The following is a 19,494-nucleotide window of genomic DNA, read 5'->3' on the forward strand; positions in this document are numbered from 1 at the left end:
ACGATGCGCCGTCGCTGTCCCCGATGTCCATTGTCCCAAGGTGTCGATGCGTCGAGCACGTCGGTAACCGATCCATTGGTATCGCCAATACCTTCGAACAATATCCTCGGCAGCCCTGCCGGACGATCCCTTAGACGCATTCCAACCATTCAGTTTCAACGGAGGACGTCATGTCAGCAGGAGTAGAAGCGAGAACCGCACTATCGACGACGCGGCGCGAACTGCTTGCAGTCACAGCCGCGACCGCCGCACTCAGCATTCTCCCCAAGCCCGTCAGGGCGGCGACGGAGGGCGATGCTATCCGCCCCTTCAAGTGCGCAATCCCGCAGGAGGAGGTCGATGAGCTGCGCCGCCGTGTCTGTGCGACACGTTGGCCTGGCAAGGAGACGGTTTCCGACCGTTCGCAAGGCGCGCAGCTTCAAAAGCTAAAGCCGCTCGTGGAGTACTGGGGCAAGGAATACGACTGGCGGCGCGGCGAGAAGAAGCTAAACGCGCATACGCAGTTCATGACTAGGATCGATGGCCTCGACATTCACTTCATTCACGTCAAGTCCAAGCACGCGGACGCCCTGCCGCTGATCATGACGCACGGCTGGCCCGGATCGGTGCTCGAACTCGTCAAGACGATCGGGCCGCTCACCGATCCGGCCGCTCACGGCGGCGCCGCGGAGGACGCCTTCCACGTCGTCATACCGTCGATGCCCGGCTACGGCTTCTCGGAAGTCCCAAGCGAAACCGGATGGGGCCCGGACCGCATCGGGTGGGCGTGGCACGTGCTGATGAAGCGGCTCGGCTACGACCGTTATGTGTCGCAGGGCGGGGACTGGGGCGCTGTCGTATCCGACAAGATGGCGGCGCAGGCACCGGACGGACTGCTCGGCATTCACACGAACATGCCGGCGACCGTTCCGCCCGACATTGCGAAGGCGCTCGCCGATGGCGAACCCGCGCCGGCCGGGCTTTCCGAAGACGAGAAGGCCGCCTACGAGCAGATGAACGCGCTGTACACGAAGGGCGCGGCCTACGCTTTGATGATGGTCACGCGGCCGCAGACGCTGGGCTATGCGTTGACCGATTCACCGGTCGGTCTCGCCGCCTGGTACTACGACAAGTTCGCCGACTGGACCTACAGCGGCGGCGACCCGGAGCAGTCGCTGACTAAGGACGAGATGCTCGACGACATCTCCCTCTACTGGTTCACAGGGACCGCGACGTCAGGTGCGCGGCTCTACTGGGAGAACAACGCCAACAACTTCAACGCCGTCGACATCAAGATTCCGGCTGCGATCACGGTGTTCCCCGGCGAGATCTACCAGGCTCCGAGGAGCTGGGCCGAGAAGGCGTACCACAACCTCATCTACTACAACAAAGTCGACAAGGGCGGCCACTTCGCCGCCTGGGAGCAGCCAGACCTTTTCGCATCGGAGCTTCGGGCGGCGTTCAGAACGCTGCGCTGACGCTTTATCCAAAGCACCGCAATAAAGGAGAAATGACAATGACAAACTTTCCAAGAGGCACTGCACTGATCACCGGTGGATCGTCGGGTATCGGCGCGCTCTACGCCGACAGGCTCGCCCGCCGCGGCTACGACCTGATACTGGTGGCGCGCAGCCAGGATGCGCTCGCCAGGATCAGCAAGGACATCGCAAGTTCGACCGGTCGGAAGATAAAGACCGTCCGGGCGGATCTCGGCCAGCGCGACGACCTCTCGAAGGTCGAAGGAATCCTTCGGAGCGACCCGTCGATCACCATGCTCGTCAACAACGCCGGGGTGGGCGCAGTCGAACCGTTGCTCATGTCCGACGTCGAGGCGATGGAAAAAATGATTGCGATCAACGTGACGGCTCTTACTCGTCTCGTCTATGCCGTCGCGCCGTCCTTCGTCGCACGCGAGCACGGCACGATCGTCAACATGGCTTCCGCATTAGGCATCGCTCCCGAGATCCTCAACGGGGTCTACGGCGCAACGAAGGCGTTCGTCATCGCTCTGACGTTCTCTCTGCAGAAGGAACTCGCAGAAAAAAACATCCGAATCCAGGCCGTACTTCCCGGCGCAGTGGAGACGCCGTTCTGGGAAGCGTCAGGCGGCTCGCTTGACCGTCTTCCGGACCAGATCGTCATGAAGGCGGAAGACGCCGTCGATGCGGCGCTCGCCGGTCTCGACATGGGCGAGCTGATCACCCTTCCGTCGGTTCCCGACATCGCCGACTGGAACGCATATGAGGCGGCTCGCCAGAAGCTGATGCCGAACCTTTCTCGCAACGTTCCCGCCCCGCGCTACCGGACGCCGGCACTGGCGTCTTGAAACCGGTGGGACAACACATAAGAAGAGAAGCAGAGATGTCCGACTGGAATCTTTTGAACGGTTTTCCGCGCGTGCGCCTGGTGAACGGACCGACGCCGATCCAGCGGCTGGATCGTCTGGAGCAAGTCCTCGGCGAGCGTCGACGAGGCGTCTCGATCTGGGCGAAGCGAGACGATCTGATGGAACTGGGGGGCGGGGGCAACAAGCTACGCAAGCTCGAATTCCTGATCGGCCAGGCCCTGTCGGAAGGCTGCGACACTCTCGTCGTAACTGGCGGCGTGCAGTCGAACTTCGCTCGTCTGGCCGCGGCCGCCTGCGCCAGAACCGGAATGGCATGCGAGGTCGTTCTGGCTCAAATGGTGCCCCGCGGGACCGAGATCTACCAGACGAACGGCAACGTCTTGTTGGATCGGCTCTTTGGCGCCCGTGTCCACCTCCTCGGCACGGGCGATGATGCGGGCGCATTCGCCAGGAGCCGCGCGTCGGAAATCGCCGCGGCTGGAAGCAAGGCTTTCGTGGGCACGCTTGGTGGTTCAACGCCGGTCGGAGCTTTAGGCTACATTGACTGCGCACTCGAAGTCGAAGTGCAATCGACCGAAATCGGCGTCGCGTTCGACCAGATGATTGTCCCGAATGGCAGCGGCGGCATGCACGCCGGTCTCGCCGCAGGAGCTGTTTTAGCCGGAAAAGATCCGTCGAGGATCAGAGCGTATACCGTTCTCTCGCCAGCGGAGGCGTGCGTCGCCGCGACGGTGGAAAAAGTCAACGCTGTCTTCGACCTTCTCGGGGAGCAATACCGAATTCGAGGGGAGGAGCTGGCGATAGACGGCGCTCAGCTCGGTAGCGGCTACGGCATGCCGACGTCCGAGATGGTCAAAGCAGTCAATCTCGTCGGCCGCACTGAAGGCCTGCTTCTGGATCCCGTCTACGGAGGGAAGGCCTTTGCCGGCCTGCTGTCCGATATCGAAAACGAAGTCATCGCGCCAGGATCGAACGTCCTGTTCGTCATGACGGGAGGTTCTCCTGGGCTCTATGCCTATGCAGACGCCCTGAGCAGCGACTGATCCTCTCCCCGGAGGGTCATTATCATCAACCCGACATAAAACGAGGAATGCCATGCCCACGAAACCTAAGATCGCCATCATCATCGGCTCCACCCGGCCGACCCGTTTCGCCGACAAGCCCGCACAGTGGATACTGAAGCAGGCTCAGGCTCGCGACGACATCGACGTCGAAATCGTCGATCTGCGCGACCATCCGCTGCCGTTCTTCGACGAGGTCGCGTCGAACGCCTACGCACCAAGCCAGAGTGCGGAAGCCGTTCGTTGGCAGCAGACCGTGGCCCGCTACGACGGGTACATCTTCGTCGTCGCGGAATACAATCGCTCGATCACCGGCGTGCTGAAGAACGCCCTCGACCAGTCATACGTGGAATGGGCACGCAAGCCGTTCACCGCGATCGCCTATGGCACGGCGGGCGGGTCGCGCGCACTCGAGCATCTGCGCGGAATCGGCGTCGAGCTGCAGATGGTTTCCACGCATGCGGCCGTTCATATCGGCGGCAGCGACTTCTTCACCGTCTTCTCGATGGGCGGCAACAAGCCGATCGAAGAGATCGAAGCCAACCTGCTGCCGTCGGCGAAGACTGCGCTGGACGAGCTGGTCTGGTGGGCGAAGGCCACGATGGCTGCGAAGGCTTCAGAGGTGTAACCTCTGCGAGACAAGGAGCGGGGGCGTCAGCGCCCCCGCTCCAGTTTATCGTCTACACGCGAGCGGCGGAATTGCTATTCTTGAGTGGAGCTGGAAGCAGGTCTGCCGGGAAGTCCTGGTAGGACACCGGGCGCAGGAAACGGTAGATCGCCAATGTGCCTACCGACGTCGATCTTCCGTCCGACGTCGCCGGATAAGGTCCGCCATGGACCATCGCCGGGGAGACCTCGACGCCCGTCCCGAAGCCGTTGACGAGGAGCCGTCCGGCGAGAAGTTCCAACTGCGGGATCATCTTGGAGGCGGCGACGACGTCTTCGGCATCCACGTGTAGCGCGATGGTCAACTGACCTTCCAAGGATTCGACGACCCTGCGCAGATCGTCGTGGTCACTGCAGCGAACGATCAGTCCCGCCGCGCCGAAAACTTCTTCCTGAAGCTCCGGATTGGCGAGAAAGGAAGCCGCCGTCGTCTGGAAAAGCGCGGCCGAGGCCTGATGAGCCGTTCCGTCCTTCCCGACAGAGACCTGCGATACGGATGGTGACGACGCAAGCCTTGCAACGCCCTTTCGATACGCCTCGCAGATGCCGCCTGTCAGCATGGTCTGAGCCGGCGCTTCCGCCAAGGCCGCCGCCGCGCTATCGACGAAGGCGTCAAGGCCCGCACCCTCGATGGCGATGATCAGCCCAGGATTCGTGCAGAATTGACCGGCGCCGAGGATGAGCGAAGCCGCGAACGATCTTCCGATTTCCGCGCCCCGGCTGAATAGTGCGTTCGGATAGAGGATGACGGGGTTGATGCTGCTCATTTCGGCGTAGACGGGTATGGGCTGCTTCCGCTCCGATGCGATCTTCATCAGCGCTGTCCCGCCACGGCGCGAGCCGGTGAAGCCGACGGCGCGAATACGATGGTCGGCGACAAGGGTCTGGCCGACCTCGAATCCTGCGTCGAACAAAAGCGCGAAAGTCCCCGACGGAAGCCCACATGCCGCGACGGCGTCAACGACGGCCTTGCCAACGAGTGCGGAGGTTCCGGGATGGGCGGAATGCGCCTTGACGATCACCGGACATCCTGCTGCGAGGGCAGAGGCGGTGTCGCCGCCAGCGACAGAAAAGGCTAGGGGGAAGTTCGACGCCCCGAACACTGCGACCGGTCCGAGAGCGATGTTGCGGAGCCGAAGGTCGGGCTTCGCCACCGGCTTGCGGTCGGCGTCGGCGGGATCGAAACGCAAGTCCTGGAAAGCACCGTCTCGGACCTCCTTCGCGAAAAGCCTAAGCTGTCCGACCGTCCGGGCACGCTCTCCTTCGATGCGGCCACGCGGCAGTCCCGTCTCGTCGATCGCTCGCATGACGAGTTCGTCGCCAAGGGCCAGAATTCCTTCCGCTATCGCTTCCAGGAAGCGGGCCCGATCTTCGAGCGACGTCTCCTTGTAGGCCGGGAAGGCGTCCCAGGCCAACGCTGCGGCCTGCTCGACCTGCTCCTTCGTCGCGCCTGCGAAGTTCGGCTCCATGGTGTTGCCGTTCGCAGGATTGGTCGCGAAGAACGCTGAGGCGGCACCGCGCACGTTTGCGCCGCCGATAAGAAGGTCGCCTGAGAGTGTCATCGTGGATCCTTTCGAAATGATGAGCGGGCCGCCTTCCAACAAAATGGGGGAGTGATGCGAGGCGTCCGCGGCTGGCTGTCGAATTCAAATAAGGTTCGGCGAAGCACGTGCCAACCCCCGAAGCGCAAATAGTATTACTTTTCGATGTCAGAAATCCGGCGTGTGGTAGGACGCGCGCCGGATGGCTGTTGGCAACGGCGTCGACCTTACGCCGTCTGGGTGAGAGCGATCGCCGCCACGGTTTCCTTTGTGTCGACGATGGCACTGGCGTAGCTCGGAAGATTGACCTCCAGGGCTGCGTGCATCATTTCCGGCGAGTAGTCGGCGACCGCGTCCTTGACGACCGTGACGTCGTAGCCGAGCTCGACCGCATAGCGGACGGTCGCCTCGATGCAGGTGTGGGCCACCAACCCGATCACGATAACACGCTGTATGCCGTGCCGTTTCAGCTCGAGATCGAGATCGGTGTTGGCGAAGCCGCTTGAGCACCAGTGTTCCGATGCGACGACCTCGCCGGCCACGGGCACGAATTCGGCACGGAACTCACCGCCCCACGTGCCGAACTCGAAGCTCTTGCGGTGCCAGGCCGCACGCTGGATCGGCGCCACGTACTTCCAGTTCTCGTAGTCTCCGGCCCGGTAGCGATGATGCATCGCGAAGAACACCCGGAGCTTAGCTTCGCGGGCGGCGGTCAGCACTTCAAGCATGTGTGGAACGCAGTTGTTCGCCTCCGCGACCTCCTTGATCCGCGGCCAGATCTTGCCACCCTCAGAAATGAAGTCGTTGTAGGGATCGACCACCAGCAGTCCGGTGTTGCTTCGATCGAAGGATAGGTCAGTCATGATGTTCTCCTTCGCCGGATCAGGCCGCCTTCGTCGCGGAGTTCTTCAGGGCTGCGCGTTCAATGCTCGCAGCGAACAGCGGCGTCTCGCCTTTGTTGTGGGCGATGGACATCGGCTGTCGCTGCGTTCGGAAGAGTTCGAACGGGATGCCCTGGCGATCGAGGAAGGCGATCATCTCGTCCGTTGCAAAGGATTGGACGCGGTTGGTGAATTCGCAGCGGTTCGCATCGAGCTTCTTCACACTCAGTTCCCAGGTGACGTGGATGGTGACCCGGCCGTTGGGCGTAAAGACGTCGGAATCGGAGTCGAGGATGAGATGATCCTTTTCGCCGAGTGTCTCATGGTAATGCTGGACCATCAGGCTGCCGCCGATCGTCTCGACGTTGATCGACATCCGCGTGCCGTCGGCCGCGGTGGTGAAGCCTGCCGCGATGTGGGCCGGCGAGCAGCCTTGATATTCTTTTTCAGGAAGATTGAAGCACCACGTCGGGATGTCGATCTTCTCGATCGGCGCATTGATGATGGCCGAAAAGCTTGAATCGACGATCTGGTGTTCGAGACTGTGCATGGGATATCTCCATTGTCGTTGAGTGCGTTGAAGGATGTCCGATGCCCGCGCGCGACCTGCCGCTCGCCACGCGGGCACCGTCTCGGCCTACTGGTCGGCCAGAGTTTGCGTGTAGTGTCCGAGCTTGGCCTCGATGTCCGGATCCTTCTGCAGGCCCATTTCCATCAGCCGTCCGATGTTCTTCTGCGCCGCCGGACGCTGGACCGACGTGATGAAGGCGTCCCAGCCGGCGGCGATCTCGGGATCGCTCGGAAGGCTCGCGAAATCGACCAGCCGCTTGGTGTCCGCAATGGCCTGTCGGTCGAAGCCGGAGATTCGCGTCGCGAGGGCGTCTACGAACGGATCGAGTTTGTCGTCGTCGAAGGAGCGGTTGACGTAGCCGTACTCCTCAGCGAGATCGCCGTTGATGTCGTCGGATCCGAGAAGAACTTCGAGCGCTCGACCGCGCCCCATCAGTCGCGGTAGTCTTGCCATGGGGCCGCCGCCGGGGACGAGGGCAGCGCCAACCTCCCACTGTGAGAGAATTGCCTTCTGACGGCTGGCGAAGCGCATGTCGCTGGCGAGAGCAAGCTCGCTTCCGACGCCGGTCGCGCGGCCGCGGATCAGCGCGATTGAAACGACCGGCGATTTGCTGATGCGAACCAGCATGTCGGGCAGGGGGTGCAAGCCCGTAGGCCCAGAGGGAAGGCTGGTGGATTCGGCGAGGGGCGGCGTAAAGTTGTAGTGGGTGAGGAAGAACCCCGGTACGTCGCTGTCGAAAACGACGACTCTAAGATTGGGATCGCTCTCGATTGCGGCCACCACTTTCTCCAACTGAGGGATCGTCTCCGGTCCGAAGATGTTGAAGGGCGGATTGTCGAAGGTGACACGCCAGTAGGCGGGCGTCCGCTTGTCCACCTTGATCTGCGCATGTTCCTGACCTGCGTGGGCCTTGACGACCGCACCGCGGTCCACCTGTTCGGCGACCTTCGTCTGACCGGATAGGGCGAGCGCCGGAAGCAGCAGTAGCGCCGCGGCGGTAAGGGCTTTCGACGACATCGCGATTGCGCTTGTCCTGGTAGGTTGTCTGACCTTCATGGCTGGCTCCGTTCTTGGGTTTGGGATGCAAACGCTGGCCCGATCTCGAAGACCAGTTCGATCTCGACCGGCATTCCAAGCGGTATGCTGGAAACGCCGAGGACGATGCGGGGAGGGAGCCGGGCGGGACCGAACACGTCGAGCAATAGCTCCGACGCTCCATCGGCGACTTTGGGGTGTTCATGGAAATCGGCAGGGCAGGCGATATAGACGCCCAGCTTGGCGACCGATCGAATTCTGTCCAGCGTTCCTAGCTGCGACTGCGCGGCGGCTAGACCACTAAGGCAGGCCGCCCGCGCCGCGTCGTAGCCTTCGGCGACGGACAGCTCGCGGCCGACGAGGCCCGTATAGAGTGGCAAATGTCCGGCGACCGGTAGCATGCCGCTTAGGAAAAGCAGCGAGCCGCTTTGGAACGCTTCGACATACGCGCCGAATGGCGTGGGCGCCTTCGGGAGGCATATCGCCAGTTCCTTGATGCGCGCCTCAGCGCTCGCGACTACCATTTGCCCAGATGTGCGCCGTTGTCGACGTGCAGCACCTCCCCGGTGATGTTTGAGGATTCCGTCAGATAGACGACGCCGTCGACGATCTCCTGAACCGCCGTGATAGTCCCCATCGGCGACAAGGATTCGAGGAAGGACCGCGGGTTTTTCGCATGGAGAGGAGTGTCGACCACCCCCGGAGACAAGGCGTTGACGCGGATGTTGTCCTTGGCGAACTCCAGCGCCAGGCTCTTGGTGACGGCGTTGAGGCCGCCCTTGGTAACCATTGGAAGCGACGCGGTCACGCCGGCAATCGGATGGTCCGTCAGCGACGACGTGATCGTCACGACGCTCCCGCCGGACTTCTGGCGCAGCATTTGTCCGATCGCGCGCTGCGTGAAATGGAGGAATCCCTCGACGTTCGTCGCGCACAGCCGCCGGAAATCGTCGATGGTGTATTCGAGGAACGGTTTGGTGAAGAACACTCCGGCATTGTTCACGAGTGCGTCGATCGAGCCGAACTGCTCAATCGCCGCCGCCGCCGCCCGCTCGGCGGTTTTCGGATCCGCGACGTCGCCGCTGATCAGTTCCAATCGCCCCGCACGGTCGAAAAGCGTGCTCTCGCTGATGTTCCGAGAGGTTCCGACGACGTTCCAGCCCTTGTCCAGGAACGTCTTGACGAGTCCGGCTCCGATCCCTTGCGACGCGCCTGTGATGATAACAGTCTTATGCACCTTCATGCCTGCCTCCGTTGTGGCGACGCGGGTACCCTTCGTCCGCCAGGTGGCGGTCGGTCGCTTTGTTCCTCGTGTGATGCGTTGATCCAGCCATCGGCCGGGAGCTTCCCGGCGGTCGCGCCGTCGTCCGCTCTGCCACGACAATCGCGCCGAAAATCGGGACCCGATATTGTACCAAGGTGTTCCCAATACCTTCGGATTGGGTCGCTCTTCAGGACACCAAGGTCCAATAGACGCGGGTCGTGGCCGGAGGTATCAGCGTTGCAACGTCACGCATGACAAGGAGTCCACATGACCCGCTGGCCGGATCGCCGAATTCTCGACCTGTTTGGAATCGAGCTTCCCATCATCCAGGCGCCGATGGCCGGAGCCACGACGGTCGAAATGGTCGTCGCCGCGGCCAAGGCCGGCGGTCTGGGGTCTCTCCCAAGCGCTCAGTTAAACGTCGAGGGGCTGCGTCAGGCCCTCCATGAGATCCGCGGCGCTACCCACGCGCCTGTGAACGTGAACGTCTTCTCACATGTTTCCCCCGCCGAAGATCTGGCAGCGCAGATGCGATGGAGAGCCCTGCTGGCGCCCTACTTCGTAGACGCAGGACTTGACCCCGCCGCGCCGATCGCCACGGCGGGCCGTGCACCATTCGACTCTTCGTTTTGCGAGGTGGTCGAGGAGTTGAAACCGGAGGTCGTGAGCTTTCATTTCGGGCTGCCCGAAAAATCACTGGTGCAGCGTGTGAAGGCGACAGGCGCGAAGATCATATCGTCCGCCACGACCGTGGCTGAGGCCGTCTGGCTCGAAAAAAACGGCGTCGACGCAGTCATCGCCATGGGTTTCGAGGCCGGCGGACATCGCGGGAATTTTTTGAGCCAGGACATGACGACACAGGTTGGAATCATGGCGCTCCTGCCCCAGGTGGTCGACGCGGTGCGGGTGCCGGTCATCGCAGCCGGCGGGATCGCCGACGGGAGAGGTGTCGCCGCCGCCCTGATGCTCGGAGCTTCCGCCGTCCAGGTCGGGACAGCCTACCTGTTCTGCCCTGAGGCGAGGATTCCCGCAGTTCAGGCAGAGGCGCTGGCTTCGGCCCGAGACGACAGCACCGCGATAACGAACGTTTTTACCGGCCGTCCAGCGAGAGGCATCGTAAACCGTCTGATGCGCGATCTAGGTCCAATCTCAGATGCCGTGCCTGCATTTCCAACTGCCGGAGGAGCTCTCGTTCCCATCAGAGCAAAAGCCGAGGCGGAGTCGAGGAATGATTTTACGAACCTCTGGTCGGGGCAGGCCTCCCGTCTTGCTTTGAAAGTTGGTGCCGAGGAATTGACGCGAGAGCTCTACCAATCCGCGTTGGACGTTATCGCACGCCGCAGTCCTACCTGACGGCATCCCGCAGATCCTTGCGGATCCCGGCAGACAGCCTGCCGCAGACTGACGGTTCACGCAGACCTCGACCAATCTACCTGAAGGGGAGCAGCCGTCGCGCGAATTCGTGGCGACATACTCCAATCGAACAAAGGACAGCGTCATGTCTAAACACAGCCCCAGCCCATATGTGGTCGTGCTCGCTGGATCGGCGTCCCTCGCCATCGCCATGGGCGTCGGGCGGTTCGCATTCACTCCAATTCTGCCGATGATGCTACACGACGGCGTCCTTGATCTTTCGCGAGCCGGAGGACTCGCGACTGCCAACTACGTCGGCTACCTGGTCGGTGCATTGGCGGCGATGGCAGTACCCAAGAGGTGGGACCATACCTTCGTCATACGCCTGACACTAGTGGCCACGGTTCTGCTTACGGCTCTGATGTCTGCGCCCTACGCCGAGGCCTGGGTCGCTCTTCGGTTCTTGGCGGGCGTCGCTTCGGCGATCGGATTCGTCTTCACCTCCGGTTGGTGTCTCGCCCAGCTTTCGGGAACCGGCAGCTCGATCGGAAGCGCCATATTCACGGGACCCGGCGCAGGCATCGCCGTGTCCGGGCTGGCCGCCAGCGGGATGACCATTCTCGGGCTGTCCGGCCACACCGCCTGGCTGATATTCGCCGCGATCTCCGTCACGATCAGCGGGATCATCTGGAAGACCTTCGGCGAGAGCGCGAAGCCATCCGACGCCTATTCGGTGGGGGCGCCGACGCGCGCCTCCGGCAAGGTGCCGAAATCGGAAATGCCTCTATTTGCGATCGCATACGGGCTGGCCGGCTTCGGCTACATCGTCACGGCGACCTATCTTCCGGTGATCGCGAAGAACAGCATTCCTGGTTCACCCTTGCTCACCGTCTTCTGGCCGTTTTTCGGGGTCGCGGCAGTCGTCGGATCGCTGCTGGCGGCGCGCGTGGAGCATAGCGCCGACGTGCGGCTCCATCTGATTGCCGCATACCTCGTGCAGGCGGTCGGGGTGGGGCTGTCGGTTATCTGGCAGGACGCTTTCGGTCTTGCACTCAGCAGCGTTCTCGTAGGCCTGCCGTTCACTGCGATCAGCTTCTTCGCCATGAACGAAGTTAGGCGGATCAGATCGAGCCACCACGCGCGTTACATGGGACTACTGACGGCGGTGTTCGCGATCGGACAGATCATGGGGCCGCCTGCCGTAGGAGTGATCATGAGGCATGTGGTGAACGTAGACGCCGGGTTCGATCTCGCGCTTGCCGTCGCCAGCATTGCGCTCGTAGTCGGCGCCGCGATCTATGTTGCGATGATCCTGCTGTTTCCAAGCGAGCGGAATGCGAGGACCGTAGGGCGCTCGGTCCGTCCCACTTGAAAATCACGCGCTTCTATCTTCTCCGATGCGATCGTCGCGTATCTCCAAATTTATGCTCGACACCATCGTACAATAGAAGGGTTGGTATCGATTGCGCATGCTGCCCTGACGTAGAGACGGGTAAACCAAGTTGGCCAGTACGAGGAGAGTTACATGCTTTCCAAGTGCGTCAGCCACCTTTGAGGAAGTACGGAGAAAATCAATGGACCGGCATCTCACAGTTAACGGCGGCGAGACGGCGCAGGACGATGGAAGCGCCTTGGATGCTTTGATACGATTCTATCGAGCCTTCAACGCTGGCGATCTCAAAGGGCTGGAACAGGTCTGGCTCGGCGGCTCGGATCCCAGCATGGACAATCCGATCGGCGGCATCCGCCGCGGTTGGGACCAGATCGCCGACGGGTATTCAAAGCTCTTCAAGGGAAAAACGAAGGTCCAGGTGACCTTCCACGACTTCACGAGTCAGGGCGGCGACGAGTGGCATCTGTTCGTCGGCCGCGAACGCGGAGTATGTCAGACGGCGACAGAGACGCTTGATGTCGCCTTCCGGACGACCCGGTGGTTTGTACGCAAGGACGGCGGTTGGCGACAGCTTCACCATCATGGGTCCGTCGAGGATCCGCAGATGCTGGCTGCCTATCAGAAACTGATCTTCGGCTGAAGAGATGGGGCGCCGGCAAACGTCGGCGCTCCGCGCGACGCGCACCCGCTAGTCGCGAAGCTGTTCCCGCACCAAAGGCGCGACGTCGGTTCCCAGCAGCTCGATCGAACGACGCATCGCTTCCGCGTCGAGCGCGGCGGTGCTCATCTGAAAAGTGATTCGAGCAATTCCTCCCAACGTTCTGTTAACATGGGATATCTTGGCAGCCACCGTCTGCGGGCTGCCGACGAGGAATGCGCCAACCGGCCCGCACATACGCTCGAACTGAGCCTGCGTCGGCGGCGGCCAGCCGCGCTCTCTTCCGGCGTCCGTGAACATTTGGAACCAGCCGGGGAAAAACGCTTTCTTTGCGGCCTCGTCGGTCTCTCCGACAAAGCCAAGAGCGTGGACGCCTATCCGCTGGTTTTCAGCGGGATGCCCGGCGACGAGCCATGCTCGACGATAGAGCTCGACAAGGGGCAGAAAGCGCTCGAAGCTCCCTCCGATGATGGCCACCATCAGCGGGAGGCCGAGAGAGCCTGCGCGGACGAAGGATTCGGGCGTGCCGCCAACGCCAAGCCAGATTGGCAATTTGGGCTGATGCGGACGAGGGAAGACACCCTCGCCATTCATCGCAGGACGAAACCGGCCCTGCCACTTAATGTTGGGCTGCTCCCTGATCTTGAGCAGTAGGTCCAGCTTTTCCGCAAACAGCGCATCGTAGTCCCTCAGGTCGAAGCCGAACAGGGGATATGCCTCCACGGAAGAGCCACGACCGACCACGATCTCCGCTCGTCCGCGGGATATCAGGTCCAGCGTTGCGAACTCCTGGAAAAGCCGGACGGGATCGGAGGCGCTAAGGACGGCGACGGCGCTCGTCAGCCTTATCGACTTGGTGCGCGCCGCCGCTGCGGCAAGTATCACGGCGGGCGCGGAATCAAGCGCGTTTTCCCTGTGGTGTTCGCCCATTCCGAAGACGTCCAGACCGACCTGGTCCGCCAGCTCCACCTCGCAAAGTACGCTCTCCATGCGATCGACGGCCGACTGCAGGCGACCCGTGTCAGGGTCGGGCAGGAGCATCGCAAAACTATCGATACCGATTTCCAAAGTTGAATCCTTTCAAGGAGCTCGCACCCGGAGCCACGGCGTTCTGACGCCTGCCCGGCGGAAGCGCTTCCCATCTCAACGACTAGGCGATGCCTCGCCAGTGTGATTTTTCGGATGGAGATCATCGATTTTTTCGATAATTGAGCGCGTCGGGACCCCGGTTGCTCACGCCCAGGAATCGACATCTCTTACCGCCTTGGCGAACGCCTCGGGCGCCTCCTGCGGCAAATTGTGGCCGATCCCGCCCGCGGCGAGACGGTGTTCGTATTTCGCCTTGAACTTTGTGGCGTAGGCGTTGGGATCCGGATGAGGCGCTCCGTTGGCGTCGCCCTCCATCGTGATCGTCGGCACATGGATCTCGGGACCGGCCGCAAGCCTGGTCTCGAATTCGTCGAACCGTTTTTCACCTTCCGTCAGGCCCAGCCGCCAGCGGTAGTTATGAACGACGATCGAGACGTGATCGGGATTGGTAAATGCTTCTGCACTCCGATCGAAGGTCGTGTCGTCGAACTTCCACTGCGGCGAGGCGAGACGCCAGATCAGCTTGGCGAAGTCGTTCGTATATTTTTCATAGCCGTCGCGACCGCGGTCCGTGGCGAAGTAGAACTGATACCACCACTGAACCTCCGCGGCTGGGGGCAGAGGCGCCTTTCCAGCAGCTTGGTTCCCTATGAGATAGCCGCTGACGGATACTAGACCCCTGCATCGTTCTGGCCAGAGCGCTGCGACGATGTCGGCGGTCCGCGCACCCCAGTCGAACCCGGCGACCGTCGCCTTTTCAATCTTCAAGGCGTCCATCAGCTTGATGGCGTCGACAGCAAGCGCCGACTGTTGGCCGTTCCGCATAGTGTCATCGGACAGGAACCTGGTGCTGCCGTATCCGCGCAGATGCGGCACGATCACACGATGACCACGCTCCGCGAGCAAAGGCGCCACCTCGGCGAAGGCGTTGATGTCGTAGGGCCAGCCGTGGAACAGCATAACGGGCGAGCCGTCTTCAGGACCGAGCTCGGCGTATCCGACATTCAGGTCTCCGGCGTCGATACGCTTGTCGGCAACCAGGCCCATACCCTTGTGCCGTACCGGCCTTTTGCTTTGCTCGGCACCTTCGACGCGCCCTGCGAGGATTCCTGCGGCCGTCAGCCCGAGTGCCACTCCGCCAAAGGAGCGGCGTGTCCAGGTCGCGTTGTTTGAGTTGCTCATGGCTGTGTCTCCAAAGATCGCTTGTAGAATGCCTGCCGCACGACAGGCCCTTGCGAGTCCATTTCAGACAGATGGCAGAAATGCGCTACTGTCCAATGGTGTCGGGTCAGCTACGGCTCGTGCTTAAACATGGAGGCGCTGCGGCGCCTCAGAACGCCGAAAGTTCGTTCGCGACGGAGCCTGACGCAGGGCCGAGCCTTGCGGCCATATACAACAGGTCAGGAAGTGTTCTGGCGTTCATCTTTCTCATGAGCCGGCCACGATGAGCTTTGACGGTGATCTCGCTAATGTTCAACTTGAAGGCCACCTGCTTGTTCAGCAAGCCTTCCACCACGAACTTCATGACTTGCCGTTCTCGCGGTGTCAGCGTGAGAAAATAGGCTTCCAAACGGTTCGCCTCGTTGAACGCACGAATAGATGCGTTTACCTCCTCCGCAATTACGGCGGGATCATCCTGCTTGGGGAGGAAGGTCACCCGGAATCTGGTTGTGGCAACAGACGTGGCCGGACTGCCGCTAGGGGTGACGACGATGATTGGGCAGTGCACGGCGTAAGAACAAATCAATCGCGCTAGATCTGAAACCGGCAGATCGGCCATGCTTGCGTCAACAAGGATGCAGTTGAAGCATCCAGATTGGGCACCGCTGAGCAAGTCGTGCGCTGAGGTGAACCGTTGTAGTTGCCGGCCCATGCCCGAAATATGTAGATGCAAATTGGGATCGAGTTCGGTGCCGTTATCCAATACGGCGACCAAAGCATCGCTGCAGAGTGTTGTCGCCATTGTCGAGAGATCAGTCGGTTTTTTTGTGGGGAACATGCCATTCGTCCTCATCGATCGTGCACGCGACGTGCTGCGGCTGGGAGATTGTTATGAATGCTTCACGCTGCCTCGTAATGAAGGTGCTCCGCGATTTTTAAACCAGCACGCATGCGTTCGCGACTTAAGTGGTGTGAGAGATCCTGAAAAAAGCTGAAGTATTCCCTTACCAGTTGTTGAAGTGCCCTTGGCGCAATCTGCCCCTCTGTGATTTTATCGATGCGGTTGAACCAGATAGATTCGGGTCGCTTTGGGACAGATTGAGATAGGCCTCTTCGAGCACTCCGGATGGGAGCTTGATCTCGAAAAGCGAGAGCTGCGTGCGATGGGCGCTCCGGTACCGCTCGGCAGTCGCGCGTTCGAAATCCTCGAAACACTTGCAGTTTCTTCGGGTAGGATCGTCACGAAAGACGAGCTGATGAAGCGCGTCTGGCCTGGAATGGTCGTCGAGGACAACACCCTCCAGGTTCATATCTCTGCAATAAGGCGTGCGCTTGGAAAGGACCGAGACTTGCTGCGTACCGTGTCCGGTCGCGGATATCGACTACTCGGCGAGTGGACGGAACCCGAAAAGCGGTTTGCCGATCCGACGCTCGCCACGCTCGTGCGGTCGAGCGAACGAGAGGATTTTGTTACTAACATCCCCTCGGCGGCGTCCGAGCTCATCGGCCGTCAGGCTGCAATTTCTCATATCGTGACGCTCATGTCGGCCTATCGAATTGTAACCCTGACGGGACCCGGTGGGATCGGGAAAACCGTACTCGCGTCCGAAGTCGCCCGCCGCCTGCAGCCGACGATCGATGGGGATGCATTCTTTGTGGAGCTGGTTTCCCTCTCGGATCCAAATCTTGTTCCCACTACACTTGCACAGGCTCTCGATCTGCGCCTTCAAGGCGACGACGTCTCTGCCGAGCTCGTTGCGCGGGCAATTGGTAACCGGAAAATGTTGCTTCTAATCGACAACTGCGAACATGTTGTCGATGCCGCTGCCGAGATGGTCGAGGCGATGCTGCGCGCCTGCCCGAACGTTTCGGTTCTCGCAACGAGTCGGGAACTTCTCAGGATCGAGGGGGAGTTTACATATCGTGTTCCCCCGCTTGATGTGCCCGCGAACGAAAAGGTTGGTGATGCGTTAACGCACAGTGCGGTTCAGTTGTTTGTCGCCCGAACGAGGGCGTTGCAGTCCGACTTTACGACGAGCGGGGACAGGGTCTCGATTATCGCGGGTATTTGCCGGCATCTGGATGGAATTCCCCTGGCCATAGAGTTCGCCGCCGCCCGTGCTGCCACGTTGGGGCTTCAACAGATCGCCGGCCGATTGGATGACCGTTTCGTTCTTCTGACCGGCGGACGCCGTACTGCCTTGCCTCGACACCGCACGCTTCGGGCCGCGCTCGATTGGAGCTATGAACTATTGCCCGAAGGAGAGCGTCGCCTTCTGCATAGTCTCTCCGTATATCCCGGAGGGTTTACCTTGGAGGCAGCGATGGCCGCCAGCGGGGAGGACGAGGAAGAGACCGCACTAGGGCTCTCGAACCTCGTCACGAAATCGTTGGTGACCTTCGACGGAACGGAGGCAGCCCCGCGGTGGCGTCTTCTGGAGACGGTGAGGGTCTATTCGCGGGAAAAGCTTGGAGGGGGCACCGACTATCGAATGACGATGAGGCGGACCACGGCCTTCTTCCGTTCGTTATTTCAGCCATTTTCGAGTGAAGACTCGCTGCAGTTGGCAATCGATGGTCTGGGGCCGTATCGCCGAGAGATCGATAATCTCCGAGCCGCTTTGACTTGGGCGCTTTCTCCAGAGGGCGATGGAAAGCTCGGAGCAGGCCTCGCCGCAATTGCCTCCGATTTCTGGACCGCGACCTCGCTCGTGTCCGAGTCAGGCGAATGGGCTAAAAAGGCGCTCTCCTGCCTCGAAGGAGAGGAGGGGGGACGTACGGAACTGGTCCTACAGTGCGCCCTGGGCTTCGCGATGATTTATACGCAGGGTATGAGCGAGCAAGGTAGAGCGGTGCTCGCACGCGCCCTAACACTCGCTGAAACGTTGGATGACCAGGACTACCGGCAACGCGTTACTTGCGCCCTCTGGCTTTTTAGCGCTCGATCGGTGGAGTTGGATGATGCGCTTGTTTACGCGCAGGAATACGGGAGAGGCGCTGGCGGAGGCGATGCAAGGTCACGCGCCACGGCAGCTTGGCTGTCGGGCATCCCGCAGACCTATCAGGCTCACCACGTGGAAGCTCATGACCGACTTGATTGGGCGGCGAGGAATTCGCCGCCCAACAATCGTCGTACGGATATGCTCAGGCTCGGGGCGGACATTCGGACGTCCTCAATGGCTCATGACACCGTCAACTTGATCTCGTTGGGTCGATTGGAGGTGGCTTCTCAAGCAGCCGAAGACTCAGTCGATGAAGCCCGTGCAACCAAGCAACCATTCGTATTTTGCGTCGCGTTGGCCTGGGCGTCCGCCTTCGTGTCACTCAGTCTGGACAACGAAGCGCGAGCACGACACTGGGGCGAAGAACTCACTGCGCATGCACTGCAGCATGGTCTGAAACCGTTCTACGCAGTTGGCATATGCGTCCGAGGCAGCCTGGCGTCGCGTTCAGGCTCGCCCGCGGAGGGGATCGACGCTCTTCAAGCCGGCATTCGAGACATGCAAGAATCCTCGTATCTACTGTTCTATCCGTTTTTCATGTGTGAACTCGCAGCCGCGTTGCAGGCGGCCGGACGTCTGGACGAGGCGCTCTTGGAGATCGACAGAGCACAGAAATTTTCAGTGGAAAAAAGCTACCGCTGGATAATGCCCGAACTTCTACGAAAGAAAGGCGAGATCATCGCAGCACAAGGTGCGAATGAGAGCTTAGCCGTAGACCTCTTTCGGGAGGCTGGCCTAAGAGCATCCGCTCAAGGCGGTTTGTATTGGGAACTTACAGCGGGCATGAGCTACGCGGAATATCTGGCCAGCCGCGGTGATCTTCGAGCGGCACAAGAAATCCTTCGTCCCGTCTACGAGCGGTTCCGCGAAGGACTGTCTACCCCTCGACTTTTGCAGGCGAAGAGGTTGCTCGGCGCGAAGCAATGAGCTTCGTAGATCTTTGACTGATGCTTCGACGCGGCTTCGAAACTGCACGGCCACGTTGTTGCCCGCTCGTTGACGAAGCCTGGGAATACGAAAGTATTGGCAATACCTATGTGCAACAGCTTCCCTCTCTGCTGGTTGCCATACTGGGCTCCTAGCCAGGCCGTTTGTCGGCGGGTGTCAGGAGAACACTATGTCTCACAGGAACCACAAGCCGTCGGGCAGTATCTTCCCAGGCGTCGCAATATTATTTGCAATGGCAGCTCTGGTTGGCGCCCTGGTGTCGATACAGCGGCCAGCGGCTCCGATCCGCGTCTGGGTACCTGCCCAGTCCGGCGAATCCCGTTTAGGCGGGGAAAAATCGCTCTCTATGTGCTCACCAGTGTGGGCCGGCTGCAATCCGTCGAATCCCGTATAACCTACAGCATCAAGGGCGCCGATATGATGAAGCTGCATTACAGCATGTGCGGGGCAGTGCTAAGCTCGGAGCACGTGTCCATGATGCGTGGTCTGCTCAAGGAGCATTGCGAGAACCGACAGTACGATAGACAAAGCGCCGAAGCCGAGGA

At 61.0% G+C, this 19,494-nt stretch carries 17 protein-coding genes; 8 read left to right on the forward strand and 9 right to left on the reverse strand.

Going from position 1 to position 19,494, the window contains the following annotated elements; translation table 11 throughout:
- Window positions 1-170 precede the first annotated feature (170 nt).
- The 4 genes from HJB84_RS10900 to HJB84_RS10915 are packed head-to-tail and all read left to right on the forward strand — an operon-like array spanning window position 171 to window position 4,015.
- Complete coding sequence (locus tag HJB84_RS10900) at window positions 171-1,457, forward strand: epoxide hydrolase family protein (RefSeq protein WP_207584025.1); 1,287 nt, start codon at window positions 171-173, stop codon at window positions 1,455-1,457.
- A 38-nt stretch (window positions 1,458-1,495) separates the two neighbouring features.
- Complete coding sequence (locus HJB84_RS10905; protein ID WP_207584026.1) at window positions 1,496-2,305, forward strand: SDR family oxidoreductase; 810 nt, start codon at window positions 1,496-1,498, stop codon at window positions 2,303-2,305.
- A gap of 35 nt (window positions 2,306-2,340) precedes the next feature.
- The gene (locus HJB84_RS10910) at window positions 2,341-3,369 is read left to right on the forward strand and encodes a D-cysteine desulfhydrase family protein (RefSeq protein WP_207584027.1); all 1,029 of its coding nucleotides are present in this window, start codon (window positions 2,341-2,343) and stop codon (window positions 3,367-3,369) included.
- A 52-nt stretch (window positions 3,370-3,421) separates the two neighbouring features.
- Window positions 3,422-4,015: an NADPH-dependent FMN reductase gene (locus HJB84_RS10915; protein ID WP_077988599.1), complete on the forward strand. Its 594-nt coding sequence runs from the start codon at window positions 3,422-3,424 to the stop codon at window positions 4,013-4,015.
- A 52-nt stretch (window positions 4,016-4,067) separates the two neighbouring features.
- Here HJB84_RS10915 and HJB84_RS10920 read toward each other — a convergent pair whose 3' ends face one another.
- From HJB84_RS10920 to HJB84_RS10945, 6 genes are all read right to left on the reverse strand, one after another.
- Entirely contained in the window at window positions 4,068-5,615 is a 1,548-nt protein-coding gene (locus HJB84_RS10920; RefSeq protein ID WP_221115925.1) for an aldehyde dehydrogenase (NADP(+)), read from the reverse strand.
- Between the two features lie 206 nt (window positions 5,616-5,821).
- A complete protein-coding gene (locus HJB84_RS10925) occupies window positions 5,822-6,457 on the reverse strand; it encodes an isochorismatase family cysteine hydrolase (protein WP_207584029.1) in 636 nt (211 codons plus the stop codon).
- Between the two features lie 19 nt (window positions 6,458-6,476).
- A complete protein-coding gene (locus tag HJB84_RS10930; protein ID WP_207584030.1) occupies window positions 6,477-7,025 on the reverse strand; it encodes a hypothetical protein in 549 nt (182 codons plus the stop codon).
- Between the two features lie 87 nt (window positions 7,026-7,112).
- A complete protein-coding gene (locus tag HJB84_RS10935; protein WP_221115926.1) occupies window positions 7,113-8,102 on the reverse strand; it encodes an enoyl-CoA hydratase/isomerase family protein in 990 nt (329 codons plus the stop codon).
- Entirely contained in the window at window positions 8,099-8,605 is a 507-nt protein-coding gene (locus HJB84_RS10940) for a RidA family protein (RefSeq protein ID WP_207584032.1), read from the reverse strand. Before HJB84_RS10940 ends, HJB84_RS10935 begins: the two co-directional genes overlap by 4 nt.
- Window positions 8,599-9,324: an SDR family NAD(P)-dependent oxidoreductase gene (locus tag HJB84_RS10945; RefSeq protein WP_221115927.1), complete on the reverse strand. Its 726-nt coding sequence runs from the start codon at window positions 9,322-9,324 to the stop codon at window positions 8,599-8,601. Before HJB84_RS10945 ends, HJB84_RS10940 begins: the two co-directional genes overlap by 7 nt.
- A 288-nt stretch (window positions 9,325-9,612) precedes the next feature.
- Here HJB84_RS10945 and HJB84_RS10950 point away from each other — a divergent pair, with 288 nt between their 5' ends.
- The 3 genes from HJB84_RS10950 (at window position 9,613) to HJB84_RS10960 (ending at window position 12,731) form a co-directional block, all read left to right on the forward strand.
- Window positions 9,613-10,698 (forward strand): nitronate monooxygenase family protein, encoded by a 1,086-nt coding sequence (locus tag HJB84_RS10950; protein ID WP_221115928.1) that lies wholly within the window; start codon window positions 9,613-9,615, stop codon window positions 10,696-10,698.
- Window positions 10,699-10,843: 145 nt separating this feature from the next.
- Window positions 10,844-12,070 carry a YbfB/YjiJ family MFS transporter gene (locus tag HJB84_RS10955; protein WP_207584035.1) on the forward strand — a complete coding sequence of 409 codons (1,227 nt, stop codon included), beginning with the start codon at window positions 10,844-10,846 and terminating at the stop codon, window positions 12,068-12,070.
- 202 nt (window positions 12,071-12,272) lie between these two features.
- Complete coding sequence (locus HJB84_RS10960; RefSeq protein WP_207584036.1) at window positions 12,273-12,731, forward strand: nuclear transport factor 2 family protein; 459 nt, start codon at window positions 12,273-12,275, stop codon at window positions 12,729-12,731.
- Window positions 12,732-12,779: 48 nt separating this feature from the next.
- Here the strand turns inward: HJB84_RS10960 and HJB84_RS10965 are convergent, their stop codons facing one another.
- The 3 genes from HJB84_RS10965 to HJB84_RS10975 all read right to left on the reverse strand — a co-directional run bounded on the left by HJB84_RS10965 (window position 12,780) and on the right by HJB84_RS10975 (window position 15,837).
- A complete protein-coding gene (locus tag HJB84_RS10965; protein WP_221115929.1) occupies window positions 12,780-13,817 on the reverse strand; it encodes an LLM class flavin-dependent oxidoreductase in 1,038 nt (345 codons plus the stop codon).
- A gap of 165 nt (window positions 13,818-13,982) precedes the next feature.
- Window positions 13,983-15,020 (reverse strand): alpha/beta fold hydrolase, encoded by a 1,038-nt coding sequence (locus tag HJB84_RS10970; RefSeq protein ID WP_207584038.1) that lies wholly within the window; start codon window positions 15,018-15,020, stop codon window positions 13,983-13,985.
- A gap of 148 nt (window positions 15,021-15,168) precedes the next feature.
- Window positions 15,169-15,837: a response regulator transcription factor gene (locus tag HJB84_RS10975; protein WP_221115930.1), complete on the reverse strand. Its 669-nt coding sequence runs from the start codon at window positions 15,835-15,837 to the stop codon at window positions 15,169-15,171.
- Window positions 15,838-16,087: 250 nt separating this feature from the next.
- Between HJB84_RS10975 and HJB84_RS10980 the strand changes: the two genes are divergently transcribed.
- Entirely contained in the window at window positions 16,088-18,928 is a 2,841-nt protein-coding gene (locus tag HJB84_RS10980) for a winged helix-turn-helix domain-containing protein (protein WP_207584040.1), read from the forward strand.
- The last annotated feature ends 566 nt before the right edge of the window (window positions 18,929-19,494 follow it).

Origin of the sequence: Rhizobium sp. NZLR1b, from assembly GCF_019685155.1 — a bacterium.
Taxonomy (GTDB): Bacteria; Pseudomonadota; Alphaproteobacteria; order Rhizobiales; family Rhizobiaceae; genus Rhizobium.